The sequence below is a fragment of the Enterobacter sp. UCD-UG_FMILLET genome (assembly GCF_000762975.1).
In the GTDB taxonomy this organism is placed as follows: domain Bacteria; phylum Pseudomonadota; class Gammaproteobacteria; order Enterobacterales; family Enterobacteriaceae; genus Enterobacter; species Enterobacter dykesii.
In genome coordinates this window covers 12,070-25,463 of record NZ_JRJC01000047.1, presented here as the reverse complement: position 1 = coordinate 25,463, position 13,394 = coordinate 12,070, and the positions used below count along the sequence as shown (strand labels likewise).

Sequence of the window (13,394 nt, the reverse complement as noted above, 5' to 3'; positions counted from 1 at the left end):
GTTGTTATGCACTTTGATGGTGTCGGGTACGGTATTTGTCGATCAGCACCGCTATGATGATCACCGCCCCTTTGATCACCAGCTGCCAGAAGTAGGAGACGCCCATCAGCGTCATGCCGTTGTTGAGGGTGGCGATGATCAGCGCGCCAACCAGCGTGCCGGTGATCGTGCCGATCCCGCCGACGAAGCTGGTGCCGCCGAGGATCACCGCCGCAATCGCGTCAAGCTCATAACCCATACCGAGGTTGCCGTTGGCGCTGTAGAGGCGCGAGGCGCTCATCACGCCGCCAAGCCCGGAGAGCAGGCCACTCATGCCGTAGACAAACAGCAGCACCAGCCAGACCTTGATGCCGGTCAGTCGCGCCGCCTGCATGTTGCCGCCCACCGCATAGATATGTACGCCGAGCGTGGTGCGGCGCAGGATGAACCAGCAAACCGCAATCACCGCGAGGGCAATGACAACCAGCCACGGGATCGGGCCGAGGTAGTTATTGCCGATCCACTCGAAGTTAATATTGGAGTTAATGACCGTCGTGCCGTCCGCCAGCAGATAGGCCGCGCCGCGCAGCGCCGTATAGGTGCCGAGCGTCACGATGAAGGGCGGCAGCCCGGCAAAGGCCACCAGCGCGCCGTTGAACAGCCCCAGCACCATGCCGAGCATTAGCGCAGCCGGAATGGAGAGCATGGCAAATTCAGGGATAAGCGAGACCACCATCGCCGCTACCGCCGTGGTGCCCAGAATCGAGCCCACGGAGAGGTCAATCCCGCCGGTTAAAATGATGAAGGTCATTCCCGCCGCCAGCACGATGTTGATCGACGCCTGACGGGTAATGTTGAGCAGGTTGCTCTCGGTGAAGAAGTTCGGGGCGATAAAGCCAAATACCGCCACTATCAGGATAAGAATCGGCAGGATGCCGACCGTTTGCATCAGATCGCTCATCAGCATTTTTTTGGCGGAGGCGGATTTCGCCACCTGCTGCGGATGGGTTGGAGTTGTCATGATTGCACCGCCTGATGATGAGTGTCGTTCACGCCGGTTGCCAGCGTCATAATGTTTTCCTGAGAGATGTCGCGCCCGTGGAGTTCACCCGCAATGCTGCCTTCCCGCATCACGTACACCCGGTCGCTCATGCCCACCACTTCCGGCAGCTCGCTGGAGATCATTAAAATCGCCACCCCTTTGCGCGCCATCTGGTTCATGATGCGGTAGATCTCGCTTTTCGCGCCGACGTCCACGCCGCGCGTGGGTTCGTCCAGAATCAGAATGCGTGGGCCAATCGCCACCCAGCGGGAGATGAGCAGCTTCTGCTGATTGCCGCCGGACAGCCCGCCCGCGCGCACCTGCGAATGGGGCACGCGGATGTTGAGCAGGGCGATGGCGTCATCGGAAATCGACTGGGCTTTTTTGCGGTTTAACATACCGAAGGTCGCGTCGCGCTCCAGCGTCGCCATGGTGATGTTCTCCTGCGCCGCCAGCTCCAGAAATAGCCCCTGCTCCTTGCGGTTCTCGGTGAGAAAACCGATGCCGTTTTCGATGGCCGCACGCGGAGAGTGGATCACCACCGGCTCGCCGTCGACCTCAATCATGCCGCCGGTGGCCTTACGCACGCCGAAGATGAGCTGCGCCAGCTCGGAGCGTCCGGCCCCCACCAGGCCCGCCAGCCCGACGATTTCGCCGGAACGTACCTGCAGGCTGCAGGGCTGTACTTTTTTACCGTCGGTGAGGTGGTGGACGTTGAGACGCGGGCTGCCGAGGGGAATATCCCGCTCCTTGTTGAACAGATCGCTTAGCGGGCGGCCCACCATCATGCGCACCAGCTCGGAGGCGTTTAGCTTGTCGCGCGTCAGGCTGCCGACGTACTGCCCGTCGCGCAGAACGCTGACGCGGTCAGAGAGTTCATACACTTCCGCCATCCGGTGGCTGATATAGATGATTGCCATCCCTTCATCACGCAGGCGCAAAATCAGTTCAAACAGGCGATGCGTTTCCCGCGAGGAGAGGGCGGCGGTGGGTTCATCCATCACCAGAATGCGGCTGTTACGGTGCAGCGCGCGGGCGATCTCCACCTGCTGCTGCTCGGCGATGGTCAGCTTCATCACCAGATCGGTGGCGCTGAACTGCGCGCCGAGGCGGTCAATCACCGCCTGCGCCTGGGCAGCCATCTCTTTGCGCTGTACCATCCCACCGCGCGACAGCTCGCTGCCAAGAAAGATATTTTCGGCAACGGTCAGGTTGGGCGCGAGCTGCATCTCCTGATAAATCAGGGTAATGCCTGCGGCCAGCGCATCTTTCGGCCCTTTAATGTGAAACGGCTGGCCGTCGATCAGGATCTCGCCGCTGGTGGCGGTATAGGCTCCCGCGAGGATTTTCATCAGCGTGCTTTTTCCCGCGCCGTTTTCGCCCATCAGCGCGTGGATCTCTCCGGGAAAGACCGTCAAATCTACACCCTTGAGCGCGTGGAAACTGCCAAACGTTTTGGCAATGCTGCGCATCTCTAATACCGGGGTTCTGCTCATGGCGGATCTCCTGCGAATGCCGATATCTGCACTTCATCACAGGTGCGTAAATGCAAAATGTCAGAAGCTGTTCATATTTGTCATAGTTATGAAAAGCTAATCGCCATCACATTTTCCTTTTCCCTCTCCCGGTGGGTGAGGGCGCCAAACCGCACAGGAGCCCAAACCCATGCCATCACGCCGTCCGCCCTTTTTCGCCAGCGCCCGAGGCCGCCTGCTGATTTTTAATCTGCTGGTGGTCGCCGTGACGCTGATGGTGAGCGGCGTGGCGGTGCTCGGCTTTCGTCACGCCAGCCAAATCCAGGAGCAGGTTCAGCAGCAAACGCTGGATGACATGACCGGCAGCATGAACCTGGCCCGCGATACCGCCAACGTGGCGACGGCGGCGGTGCGGCTTTCGCAGGTCGTCGGGGCGCTGGAGTACAAAGGCGAAGCCGAGCGCCTGAAGCAGACGCAAATGGCGCTGCGCCGCTCGCTGGAACAGCTTGCGGATGCGCCGCTGGCGCAGCAGGAGCCAGCGCTGGTGGCGCGCATTATTCAACGAAGCAATGAGCTACAGCAGAGCGTGACGGAGATGCTTGAGCGCGGCCAGCGGCGCCATCTGGAGCGTAACGCGCTGCTGAGTTCGCTGTATCAAAGTCAGAGCTACCTGCGTCATCTTCAGGACATTAACCGCCGTTACGACAGCAACGTGCCGGATGCGCAGCAGCTGATGGAGATGGACCGGCTGATCGCTGCCGCCATCGACACGCCTTCGCCGCGCGCGACCGTTCAGCAGCTGGACGCCGTGGCCGCTGCGCTGCCCCGGAGTGCCGTACAGCCGGTCGTGAAGGAAGTTCTGCCAGATTTTAATGCCGAGTTAGGCAAGCTCGCCCCGCTGTCGAAGCAGCTGGAAGAGAGCGATCTGGCGATAAGCTGGTATATGTTCCACATCAAGGCGCTGGTGGCAATCCTCAACAGCGACATTAATCAGTACGTCGGGCAGGTGGCGCAGGCCTCCCGGCTTCGCACGGCCCAGAGCCATCACGAGCTGCAGTCCATCAGCGTGTTTATCAGCATCTTCGCCGTGCTGGCGCTGATCATTACCGGGTGCGCCTGCTGGTATATCTACCGCAATCTGGCCTCTAACCTGACGGCGATTTCCCGGGCGATGTCGCGCCTTGCTCACGGCGAACAGGATGTCTCCGTTCCCGCCCTCCAGCGGCGAGATGAGCTGGGCGAGCTGGCGCGCGCGTTTAACGTTTTTGCCCGTAATACCGCCTCGCTTGAGCACACCACGCGCCTGCTGAAAGAGAAAACCACGCAGATGGAGATCGACCGCGTTGAGCGTCAGGGGCTGGAAGAGGCGCTGCTGCACAGCCAGAAGATGAAGGCGGTCGGACAGCTGACCGGCGGGCTGGCGCATGATTTTAACAACCTGCTGGCGGTGATCATCGGCAGCCTTGAGCTCACCGACCCCGAATCAAAAGACGCGCCGCGCATTACCCGGGCGCTGAAGGCGGCCGAGCGCGGCGCCTTACTGACGCAGCGCCTGCTGGCGTTTTCCCGCAAGCAATCCCTGACGCCGCATGCGGTAGAGATGCTGCCGCTGCTGGAGAACCTCCGGGAACTGCTGCGACACTCCCTGCCTGCCACCCTGACCCTGGAGATTGAAGCGCAAACCCCGGCGTGGCCCGCGTGGATTGATGTTAGCCAGCTGGAAAACGCCATCATCAATCTGGTAATGAACGCGCGCGATGCGATGGAAGGGCAAAGCGGGGTGATTAAAATCCGCACCTGGAATCAGCGCGTCACCCGCAGCGACGGGCGCAGGCAGGATATGGTGGCGCTGGAGGTGATTGACCGCGGCAGCGGCATGTCGCAGGAGGTAAAATCCCGGGTCTTTGAACCGTTCTTCACTACCAAGCAAACCGGAAGCGGGAGCGGGTTAGGCCTGTCGATGGTCTACGGCTTTGTGCGTCAGTCCGGCGGCCGCGTGGAAATTGAAAGCGCGCCGGGGCAGGGAACGACCGTCCGGCTTCACCTCCCGCGCTCGGTGCTGCCTGCTGCGGCAGACGATGAAGCGCTGTCAGCCACCGCCTCCGTCGATAGCGAGCGGCTGGTGCTGGTGCTGGAAGATGAGGCCGATGTTCGGCAAACCCTGTGCGAGCAGCTGCATCAGCTCGGCTACCTGACGCTGGAAGCGGACAACGGCGAGCAGGCGCTGAATATGCTGGAGGCTTCACCGGATATTGGCATGTTTATCAGCGACCTGATGCTGCCCGGCAGCCTCAGCGGCGCCGAGGTGATTAACCATGTGCGCAGCCATTACCCGCTGCTTCCTGTACTGCTGATCAGCGGCCAGGATCTACGTCCCGCGCATAACCCGCAACTGCCGGACGTTCAGCTACTGCGTAAGCCGTTTACGCGGGTGCAGCTGGCGCAGGCGCTGCGCAAGGTTATGGTAATTTGAGATTCCTCCGCTACCCCGGCTTCCCGCCGTTCATTATCGTAAGGCCAGTTCACCTGCGAGTCTGGCCTTATGAAACGTTACTCAACTGCTCTGTTATTCGGTCTGCTGTCACTCACCAGCCAACTGGCTCATGCCGATATTGTTGATGATGCTATTGGCAACATTCAGCAGGCGATCAACGATGCCTATAACCCCGGCAGCAGCCGCAGCAATGACGACGATCGTTACGATCGCAGCCGTCAAATCGACAGCCGACAGTACGACGATCGTCGTCGGCAGCTCGAAGACAGACGCCGCCGTTTAGATGAACGTCAGCGTCAGCTGGATGACGACAGACGTCGTCTGGAAGAGGATGAGCGGCGGTTAGAAGACGATTACGATCGAGGCTAAGTGCGGCCTGGTGCCCTCTCCCACGGGAGAGGGAGAAAACCTAATCCAGCACCAGCACCATCCCGTCATAGCCCGCTTCTATGCCCTGCGGCAGCGGGTTATCCATCATCCACACGTCAAACTGATGGCTGATGTGCGTCAGGATCACCTGCGGGCAGCCAATCGCCTCGTTTAACGCAATCACGGTATTTAAGTCGCAATGGTTTCGCGGTGTTTCCTCGCGTGGCTCATGGCTGCAGTCGATAATCATCGCCTGCGGCTGGTTGTTGAGCAGGAACTTTACCGTTTTTTCCGGCAATCCGACGGTGTCGGAAAGCCAGGCCACGCGGCTGTGGGCCGACTCCAGCAAATACCCGAAGGTCAGTTTCGAATGGTTGAGCGGCAGCGGCGTGACCCGCAGACCCTGAAGCTCAAACATCACAAAGGGGTCGACCGTGTGGCTGAAATCCAGAATGCCGGGGTGTTTAAACAGGTCGTCGCATCCCGCTTCGTCCGGCGGACCGTAAACCGGAATCGTCGCCCCCACGCCCCAGCGCAGGGGGAACAGCCCCTGAACGTGATCCATATGGTAATGGGTGAGCAAAAACTGCTGGAAGCTGCCCGCCGGCCAGTCGTCCATCAGGTGCGGAATACCCGCGTCCAGCAGGGTCACCGCATCGTTGAATTTCACCACCGCGCTGCACGGGCGACGGCGGTAGTTATCCTGCAGGCGCGCCCGGCGACACGCCGCGCAGTCGCAGCCAAAGACCGGCACCAGCTGGGCGCCACCCGTTCCCGTCAACGTGATGGTCAGACTCATAACGCACCTCTACAGCGGTTTGGTGAATCGGAAATGGCTCTGCGTGTATCCTTCACGAACGTAAAAACGGTGCGCGTCGGTGCGCTTCACGCTGGTGGAAAGTTCGGTCAGCTCCGCGCCGGCCTCTCGTGCCACCTCTTCCGCCCAGGCCAGCAGCTGGCTGCCCACCTTTAACCCGCGCGCCTGCGGCATCACCACCAGCTCCTGGATCTCGCCGATCCAGCGCGCGTGATGGAGATGAAACTGCAGGTGCAGGCCGATCATGCCGATGACCTGCCCGCCCAGTTCGGCAAGCTGATAGCGCATGTTGCGATCCTGCAGATTGGCAAGATAGCCCGCGTGAAACGCCTGATGGTCGAACTCTGCCTGCTTTAACTCGCAGATTAACGCATAAACGATTTGCGCATCGTCGGCAGTAGCGGGGCGAAGCTGGCAGTCAGGCATGCTGTTTCTCCTTCTGGCGGATAAGCGATAAAAAGGTATCGACTGACTGTAGCAAACTTCCGTCGTTATTGAGGATGTGGCAGTCCGACGGGGCATAGCGGGCCGCCCGCTCAAGCCGCTGATCGATCTCACGGGCCGATTCACGCCCCCGACTCTGCAACCGGCTGCGCAGAACGTCCGGCGAAACCTGCAGGCAGACCGGCAGCAGGGCCGCCTCATAGCGGGCGCGAGCCTGTGGCAGATGCGCGCGCGAGCCGTTAACCAGCACGTCGAAGCCCGCGTGCAGCCACAGATCGGTCTCAATGCCGATCCCATAGTAATAACCGTTGGCATGCCAGCTCAGCGCCAGCAGGTTTTGCCCGGCGCGGATGAAAAACTCCTGCTCGCTCAGGGCGATATGATTTTCACTCCCGGCATTGGCCGCGCGGGTAATATAGCGGTGCGCGACCAGCAGCTGCGGATGTTCCCGCTGCCGTAAGGCGGACAGCAGGCTGTCCTTACCGGAGCCCGAGGGCCCCATTAACCAGATGAGCCTTCCCATCAGAACACCCTTTTTCCCTGACGCCAGACGTGGTCGATATGAACATGCTCGCCCTTGCGGTGGGCGAGTACCAGATCCGCGCGTTTACCCTCGGCGATTTCCCCGCGATCCTGAAGATTAAGCGCCGAGGCCGGGTTTTTCGTCACCAGGCGAATCGCCTGCGGCAGCGTGAAGCTGTTGCTCTCGTCCTCGGCAACCCGGAACGCCGCATCCAGCAGGCTGGCGGGGTAGTAGTCGGACGAGAGAATATCCAGCAGGCCGAGGGAGGCGAGCCTGCTTGCCGCCACGTTACCGGAGTGCGAGCCGCCGCGCACGATGTTCGGTGCGCCCATCAGCACGTTCATGCCGTGCCCGCGGGAGGCTTCAGCCGCTTCAAACGTGGTGGGAAATTCGGCGATCACGCTGCCTAGCTGGTGGGATTCGCGCACGTGATCGTGCGTGGCATCGTCATGACTAGCCAGCGCGATATTACGGTCCCGACACATCGCGGCAATCCTGAGACGGTTCGGCTGCGACCACTGCGCGGCAAGCGCCAGCTGCTCCTCCTCGTAGCGGGCCATCTCCGCATCGTTGAGAGAATATTTGCCCTGATAGTATTCACGATACTTTTCAATGTTGGCGAACTGGCGCTGCCCCGGCGAGTGGTCCATCAGGGAGACCAGCGAGACCGGCTCGCGTCCGACCAGCTTTTCAAACAGCGGCAGGGTGGTGTGGTGCGGCAGCTCGCAGCGCAGGTGCAGACGGTGCTCGGCGCGGTTGAGGCCGCGTTTTTGCGTCTCCTCCACGGCGTTGATCATCTTCTCAAGATTCTCCAGGCGATCGCCGCCGTCGCGCACGTCGCCAATCGCCACCGCGTCCAGCACGGTGGTGATGCCGCTGGCGACCATCAGCGCGTCATGGCTGCTCATCGCAGAATGAGCGGGCCAGTCGACCTTCGGGCGAGGGGTGAAGAATTTGTCCAGATTGTCGGTGTGCAGCTCAATCAGCCCCGGCAGCAGCCAGCCGCCTTCACCGTCCATTGCCTCCGGTGAGCGGCTCTGGGTTTCAGCAAACGCGCGAATAACGCCTTCATGGACTTCAACCGAGCCATCAACGACTTCATTTTCCAGCACCAGCCTGACGTTATTGATAATCATGCGTGGACCCCCATCGGGTGTAGTCTGTCCGCCACGCGGCTGCGTACGGCGTCGTCGTGGAAGATCCCGATGATCGCCGCGCCGCGCGCTTTGGCCTGTTCGATCAGCTCCACCACGGCGGCGCTGTTTTTACCGTCGAGCGAGGCGGTGGGTTCATCCAGAAGTAAAATCGGGTAGTCGACAATAAACCCGCGGGCGATATTGACGCGCTGCTGCTCGCCGCCGGAAAAGGTCGACGGGGCGAGGTGCCACAGGCGCTCCGGCACGTTGAGGCGCGTCAGCAGGCTGGCGGCTTTGGCGGCGCAGGCTTCGCGCGGCACGCCGAGATCCAGCAGCGGCTGCATCACCACGTCCAGGGCGGAGATCCGCGGGATCACACGCAGAAACTGGCTGACCCAGCCGATCGTCGTGCGGCGCACGTCCAGCACCTTACGCGCGGGGGCCTGCACCAGATCGACCCACTCATCGTTGTGGCGAATATGAATGTGGCCTTCATCCGGCAGATAGTTGGCGTACAGGGAGCGTAGCAGGGTGGATTTTCCGCTGCCGGAATGGCCGTGCAGCACCACGCATTCGCCGCTGCTGACCTCTAACGAGGCATTTTGCAGCACCGGCAGACGCACGCCGTTTTGCTGGTGGAGCACAAAGGTCTTACTTACGTTTTGTACGTGGATCATGTTGGCCTCTTAGTTCTGCAACACGGACGACACCAGAAGCTGGGTGTACGGATGGTGTGGATCGTCGAGCACGCGGTCGGTTAACCCACTTTCCACCACCTGGCCCTGCTTCATCACCAGCAGACGGTCCGCCAGCAGGCGCGCGACGCCCAGATCATGGGTGACAATCACCACCGCAAGGTTCAGCTCCACCACCAGACCGCGCAGCAGGTCGAGCAGGCGCGCCTGCACCGAGACGTCCAGCCCGCCGGTGGGTTCATCCATAAACACCAGCTTCGGATGGGTGACCAGGTTGCGGGCGATCTGCAGGCGCTGCTGCATCCCGCCGGAGAAGGTGGTGGGCAGGTCGTCGATGCGCGAGGCGGGGATTTCCACATCGATCAGCCAGTGCTGCGCCGTGGCGCGGATGTTGCCGTAGTGGCGCGCGCCGGTGGCCATCAGGCGTTCACCGATGTTGCCCCCGGCGGAGACCTGACGGCGCAGGCCGTCCATCGGGTGCTGATGCACCACGCCCCACTCGGTGCGCAGCAGGCGGCGGCGTTCGGCCTCGCTCATGCCGTACAGCGAGGCGCCCTCATACAGAATGTCGCCGTTCTGCGGCGTCAGGCGCGCGGAGATGGACTTCAGCAGGGTGGTTTTGCCGGAGCCGGACTCGCCGACGATCCCCAGCACTTCGCCCGGCCACAGCTCGAACGAGACGTCGCTGAAGCCTTTGCCCGGCGCATACAGGTGAGTCAGGTGATTAACCGAAAGCAGCGGTTTCATTGGCTTTTCGCCTCGCTCTGTTGGCGGCAGTAATCGGTGTCGGAGCAGACAAACATCCGTTTGCCCGTATCGTCCAGCACCACTTCGTCCAGATAGCTGTGTTTGGATCCGCAGATGGCGCACGGCTCGTCCCACTCCTGCACCGTAAACGGGTGATCGTCGAAATCGAGACTTTCCACGCGGGTGTAAGGCGGAACGGCGTAGATGCGTTTTTCGCGCCCGGCGCCGAAAAGCTGCAGGGCCGGCATCATGTCCATCTTCGGGTTATCGAATTTTGGGATTGGCGACGGGTCCATCACGTAGCGCCCGTTCACCTTCACCGGGTAGGCGTAGGTGGTGGCGATATGGCCAAAGCGGGCGATGTCTTCATAGAGTTTGACCTGCATGACGCCGTACTCTTCCAGCGCGTGCATGGTGCGAGTTTCCGTTTCGCGCGGCTCGATAAAGCGCAGCGGCTCCGGGATCGGCACCTGGAAAATCAAAATCTGATCTTCTGTGAGCGGGGTTTCCGGGATGCGGTGTCGGGTCTGGATCAGCGTGGCGTCTTCGGTTTTTTCGGTGGTATTGACGCCGGTGACGCGCTGGAAGAAGCTGCGGATCGACACGGCGTTAGTGGTGTCGTCGGCGCCCTGATCGATGACCTTCAGCACGTCCGCCTCGCCGATTACGCTGGCGGTGATCTGTATACCGCCCGTGCCCCAGCCGTAGGGCATTGGCATTTCGCGGCCGCCGAACGGCACCTGATAGCCCGGGATCGCCACCGCTTTGAGAATGGCGCGGCGGATCATGCGTTTGGTTTGCTCATCCAGATAGGCAAAGTTGTAGCCGCTTAAGTTAGCCATTGGCGCGCTCCCGTTGCAGGCGTTTCAACAGTTCCAGTTCGGCCTGGAAATCGACGTAGTGCGGCAGCTTGAGGTGCGAGACGAAGCCGGCGGCCTCAACGTTATCCGCGTGGGCCAGCACGAACTCTTCGTCCTGCGCCGGGCCTGCAATGTGCTCGCCGTAGTCCGGTGCCTGCAGGGCGCGGTCAACCAGCGCCATTGCCATGGCCTTGCGCTCGCCCATGCCGAACACCAGCCCGTAGCCGCGGGTAAAGTGCGGGTCTTCATCTTCCGGAGCGACGAAACCGTTGACCATTTCACACTCGGTCATCAGCATTTCGCCGACGTTCACCGCAAAACCCAACTCTTCCGGTACGATCTCAACGTCGATGTAGCCGCTGCGAATTTCGGCGGCAAACGGGTGGTTGCGCCCGTAGCCGCGCTGGGTGGAGTAGGCCAGCGCCAGCAGATAGCCTTCGTCGCCGCGCATCAGCTGCTGCAGGCGGGACGAGCGCGAGCACGGGTAAACCGGCGGCGTGCGGGTGATGTCATCCGGCTGCGCGCCTGAATCTTCTTCCGCCTTCGCCAGGCACTGTTTTGCCAGCAGGCTGAAGACGTGCGGAGACGGTTCCTGTTCGGCGTCGGAAGTGCTGAGCTGCGGCGCTTCGCCGCTCGCCAGCAGGGTAAAATCCAGCAGGCGGTGGGTGTAGTCATAGGTGGGGCCAAGCAGCTGGCCGCCGGGAACGTCTTTATAAACCGCTGAAATGCGGCGTTCCAGACGCATCTGTGCCGTATTCACCGGCTCGCTGACCGCCAGTCTGGCAAGCGTGGTGCGGTAGGCGCGCAGCAGGAAGATGGCTTCCACGCTGTCGCCGCTGGCCTGCTTCAGGGCCAGCGCCGCCAGCTCGCGGTCGGCGATGCCGCCCTCGGTCATCACGCGGTCAACGGCGAGGTTTAACTGCTGTTCAATCTGGGCGACGCTCAGCTCGGGAAGCCGTTCATCGCCCCGTCGTCTGTGCGCCTGTAGCGCATGGGCGGCGGCGATGGCCTTCTCGCCCCCTTTGACGGCAACGTACATCAGCACACCTCCACGTGGGTGGTCCGCGGAATTGCCAGCAGGCGCTCGCCGCAGGTCAGGATCAGGTCAATGCCCAGCGGGAACGGGTGCGGGCGCTCGGTCAGCTCGTGAATGATGCACTCCGGCAGCTGCGGCGCGACCATGCGCTCGTCGGCGATGCCTGCCCCCGTGAGGCGCAGCATGCGGCCGCCGCTCAGGCTGGAGACCTGCAGGATCAGCGTGGCGCTGGTCTCCGGGGCGACGGCGCTGCCTTCGCTCAGGGCGTTCAATTGCTCATGGCTGATTTGCTCATCGGCCACGGCAAAAACCGCCTGCTGGGGCTGATCGACCAGCGGAGCGCTGGTGTGAAAACGCAGGTTCTGGCTGGCGATATCGTTCGACAGCGCGCCCGAGAGCCACACCGGAGTGTCGTTATCGGCAAGCGTCAGCAGCACGCTGGTGGTCGCCAGGTTCAGCGGCAGCCAGCCCTGAGAGAGCTGGTGCAGCGAGACGATCGCGCCCGGCTCGCTCATTGCCTTCAGCAGGCGACGAAAACTGTGTTGGGCATCCTGGACGGCCAGGGTAAAAGCAGGTTGAAGCGTCATGCGTTGTCTCCGCGAACGAGCGTAAAGAAGTCGACCCGGCTGGTGTTCACTTCGCCCTGACGCGCGGCAATGCGCGCGGCGCGGTCGGCTTCCAGCGGGGCAATAAGGGTTTCCATTAACGACTGGAAATAGGGTTGTTCCTGTAAAAGCGCGTCGATCACCGCGCAGCGCTCGGCGTGCGCCTTATCGCGCCCCAGCACGTAGCTGTATCCCAGCGTGCCGCTGTTCAGACGGATCGCGGCGCGGGTGAGGGTGGCGTCTCCGGCGAAGAAGCGCTCGCCGGTGCCGCCCATGCGCGCCTGGATCTGAACAAGGCCGATCTCCGGGGCGCGAAGGGTGTCGTAGTCTGGCGTCAGGCTGAGCGCGTACATGCGGGCAACCAGCGCAGCAGGCTGGCTGTGGGCCAGCACGCGCATCCAGCGCTGTCGGGTGGCGGTATCGAAGTGCATTCAGTGCTCCATGGTGAATTCGATCATGTCGGCGCGGGTCAGGCTGACGGAGTATTCCGTCGCGTCGATCTCGCCGTCACGGTGGTTGAGGGTGCGCACGCAGAGCAGCGGGGCCATATTGGGGATTTCGAGCACCTTGCTCTCTTTCGCCTGCGCGCGACGGGCGCTGATGCGCGTCTGGGTGCGCTTGAGCGCAATGCCGGTCGCATCCTGAAGAAAATCATGCAGCGAGCCGCTGGAGAAATGCTGGAGCACGGGCCAGAGGGCGAGGTCCGCAAAGTAGTGGTCTATCTGGCATACCGCCACGCCGTTAACGCGACGCAGGGTGCGCAGGTGAATGACGTCGTCGCCTTCCTGAATACCCAGCGCGTCCGCCACGTGGCTGGAGGCGGGACGCAATACCGAGAGCAGCTTTTCGCTGGTCGGGTGGCTGCCCTGATCCAGCAGGTTCTGGCTAAAGCGCGCTTGGGCGTTCAGCGGATAGTCGAACGGGCGCATCAGCACCAGCACGCCCACGCCCTGACGGCGCTGGACCCAGCCGCGCTCGACCAGCTGGTCAATGGCGCGACGCAGGGTGTGGCGGTTCACCTCATAGCGGTCGGCAAGCTGCTGCTCGGCGGGCAGGTAGTCCCCGCAGCGGTAGTGCGTGCGCAGCTCCACTTCGAGCTTTGCCGCAATCTCTTGCCAGCGGGTGGGGTAACTGGTCGGATGTCTGGATAAGTGCATACAAAACAAAGCCTC

15 protein-coding genes are annotated in these 13,394 nt (G+C 62.0%); 2 read left to right on the top strand and 13 right to left on the bottom strand.

Translation table 11 applies throughout. The features are described 5' to 3' along the window. Positions 1–4: 4 nt before the first annotated feature. The gene (locus LA04_RS21270; RefSeq protein WP_047653082.1) at positions 5–1,000 is read right to left on the bottom strand and encodes an ABC transporter permease subunit; all 996 of its coding nucleotides are present in this window, start codon (positions 998–1,000) and stop codon (positions 5–7) included. After that, the gene (locus LA04_RS21265) at positions 997–2,517 is read right to left on the bottom strand and encodes a sugar ABC transporter ATP-binding protein (RefSeq protein WP_047653081.1); all 1,521 of its coding nucleotides are present in this window, start codon (positions 2,515–2,517) and stop codon (positions 997–999) included. Before LA04_RS21265 ends, LA04_RS21270 begins: the two co-directional genes overlap by 4 nt. 169 nt (positions 2,518–2,686) lie before the next feature. Between LA04_RS21265 and LA04_RS21260 the strand changes: the two genes are divergently transcribed. Then, complete coding sequence (locus LA04_RS21260; RefSeq protein ID WP_047653079.1) at positions 2,687–4,969, top strand: ATP-binding protein; 2,283 nt, start codon at positions 2,687–2,689, stop codon at positions 4,967–4,969. Between the two features lie 69 nt (positions 4,970–5,038). Further along, positions 5,039–5,359 (top strand): DDRRRQL repeat protein YjdP, encoded by a 321-nt coding sequence (gene yjdP, locus LA04_RS21255; RefSeq protein WP_047653078.1) that lies wholly within the window; start codon positions 5,039–5,041, stop codon positions 5,357–5,359. A gap of 40 nt (positions 5,360–5,399) precedes the next feature. Here the strand turns inward: yjdP and phnP are convergent, their stop codons facing one another. Genes phnP through phnF form a run of 11 tightly spaced genes read right to left on the bottom strand, consistent with a single transcriptional unit; the run spans position 5,400 to position 13,379 of the window. Next, positions 5,400–6,158, bottom strand: coding sequence for a phosphonate metabolism protein PhnP (gene phnP / locus LA04_RS21250; protein ID WP_047653077.1), 759 nt, complete (start codon positions 6,156–6,158; stop codon positions 5,400–5,402). A 9-nt stretch (positions 6,159–6,167) separates the two neighbouring features. After that, a complete protein-coding gene (phnO, locus tag LA04_RS21245; RefSeq protein WP_047653076.1) occupies positions 6,168–6,602 on the bottom strand; it encodes an aminoalkylphosphonate N-acetyltransferase in 435 nt (144 codons plus the stop codon). Continuing rightward, entirely contained in the window at positions 6,595–7,146 is a 552-nt protein-coding gene (gene phnN, locus LA04_RS21240) for a ribose 1,5-bisphosphokinase (RefSeq protein WP_152594386.1), read from the bottom strand. Before phnN ends, phnO begins: the two co-directional genes overlap by 8 nt. After that, positions 7,143–8,279 carry an alpha-D-ribose 1-methylphosphonate 5-triphosphate diphosphatase gene (phnM, locus tag LA04_RS21235; RefSeq protein WP_047653075.1) on the bottom strand — a complete coding sequence of 379 codons (1,137 nt, stop codon included), beginning with the start codon at positions 8,277–8,279 and terminating at the stop codon, positions 7,143–7,145. Before phnM ends, phnN begins: the two co-directional genes overlap by 4 nt. Further along, a complete protein-coding gene (gene phnL, locus LA04_RS21230) occupies positions 8,276–8,956 on the bottom strand; it encodes a phosphonate C-P lyase system protein PhnL (protein WP_047653074.1) in 681 nt (226 codons plus the stop codon). Before phnL ends, phnM begins: the two co-directional genes overlap by 4 nt. 9 nt (positions 8,957–8,965) lie before the next feature. Further along, on the bottom strand, positions 8,966–9,721 hold the full coding sequence (gene phnK / locus LA04_RS21225) for a phosphonate C-P lyase system protein PhnK (protein WP_047653073.1): 756 nt from the start codon (positions 9,719–9,721) through the stop codon (positions 8,966–8,968). After that, positions 9,718–10,563: an alpha-D-ribose 1-methylphosphonate 5-phosphate C-P-lyase PhnJ gene (phnJ, locus tag LA04_RS21220; RefSeq protein WP_047653072.1), complete on the bottom strand. Its 846-nt coding sequence runs from the start codon at positions 10,561–10,563 to the stop codon at positions 9,718–9,720. The genes phnK and phnJ overlap by 4 nt, the downstream gene beginning before the upstream one ends. Next, positions 10,556–11,620: a carbon-phosphorus lyase complex subunit PhnI gene (locus LA04_RS21215; protein WP_047653071.1), complete on the bottom strand. Its 1,065-nt coding sequence runs from the start codon at positions 11,618–11,620 to the stop codon at positions 10,556–10,558. The genes phnJ and LA04_RS21215 overlap by 8 nt, the downstream gene beginning before the upstream one ends. After that, positions 11,620–12,204, bottom strand: coding sequence for a phosphonate C-P lyase system protein PhnH (gene phnH / locus LA04_RS21210; RefSeq protein ID WP_047653070.1), 585 nt, complete (start codon positions 12,202–12,204; stop codon positions 11,620–11,622). Before phnH ends, LA04_RS21215 begins: the two co-directional genes overlap by 1 nt. After that, complete coding sequence (phnG, locus tag LA04_RS21205) at positions 12,201–12,653, bottom strand: phosphonate C-P lyase system protein PhnG (RefSeq protein ID WP_047653069.1); 453 nt, start codon at positions 12,651–12,653, stop codon at positions 12,201–12,203. Before phnG ends, phnH begins: the two co-directional genes overlap by 4 nt. Next, on the bottom strand, positions 12,654–13,379 hold the full coding sequence (phnF, locus tag LA04_RS21200; protein WP_047653068.1) for a phosphonate metabolism transcriptional regulator PhnF: 726 nt from the start codon (positions 13,377–13,379) through the stop codon (positions 12,654–12,656). Positions 13,380–13,394 lie beyond the last annotated feature (15 nt).

Excerpts from the sequence above, each read along its gene's own strand:
- LA04_RS21270 (WP_047653082.1), bottom strand. The coding sequence starts at position 1,000 with ATGACAACTCCAACCCATCCGCAGCAGGTGGCGAAATCCGCCTCCGCC.
- LA04_RS21265 (WP_047653081.1), bottom strand. The coding sequence starts at position 2,517 with ATGAGCAGAACCCCGGTATTAGAGATGCGCAGCATTGCCAAAACGTTT.
- LA04_RS21260 (WP_047653079.1), top strand. The coding sequence starts at position 2,687 with ATGCCATCACGCCGTCCGCCCTTTTTCGCCAGCGCCCGAGGCCGCCTG.
- yjdP (WP_047653078.1), top strand. The coding sequence starts at position 5,039 with ATGAAACGTTACTCAACTGCTCTGTTATTCGGTCTGCTGTCACTCACC.
- phnP (WP_047653077.1), bottom strand. The coding sequence starts at position 6,158 with ATGAGTCTGACCATCACGTTGACGGGAACGGGTGGCGCCCAGCTGGTG.
- phnO (WP_047653076.1), bottom strand. The coding sequence starts at position 6,602 with ATGCCTGACTGCCAGCTTCGCCCCGCTACTGCCGACGATGCGCAAATC.
- phnM (WP_047653075.1), bottom strand. The coding sequence starts at position 8,279 with ATGATTATCAATAACGTCAGGCTGGTGCTGGAAAATGAAGTCGTTGAT.
- phnL (WP_047653074.1), bottom strand. The coding sequence starts at position 8,956 with ATGATCCACGTACAAAACGTAAGTAAGACCTTTGTGCTCCACCAGCAA.
- phnK (WP_047653073.1), bottom strand. The coding sequence starts at position 9,721 with ATGAAACCGCTGCTTTCGGTTAATCACCTGACTCACCTGTATGCGCCG.
- phnJ (WP_047653072.1), bottom strand. The coding sequence starts at position 10,563 with ATGGCTAACTTAAGCGGCTACAACTTTGCCTATCTGGATGAGCAAACC.
- LA04_RS21215 (WP_047653071.1), bottom strand. The coding sequence starts at position 11,620 with ATGTACGTTGCCGTCAAAGGGGGCGAGAAGGCCATCGCCGCCGCCCAT.
- phnH (WP_047653070.1), bottom strand. The coding sequence starts at position 12,204 with ATGACGCTTCAACCTGCTTTTACCCTGGCCGTCCAGGATGCCCAACAC.
- phnG (WP_047653069.1), bottom strand. The coding sequence starts at position 12,653 with ATGCACTTCGATACCGCCACCCGACAGCGCTGGATGCGCGTGCTGGCC.
- phnF (WP_047653068.1), bottom strand. The coding sequence starts at position 13,379 with ATGCACTTATCCAGACATCCGACCAGTTACCCCACCCGCTGGCAAGAG.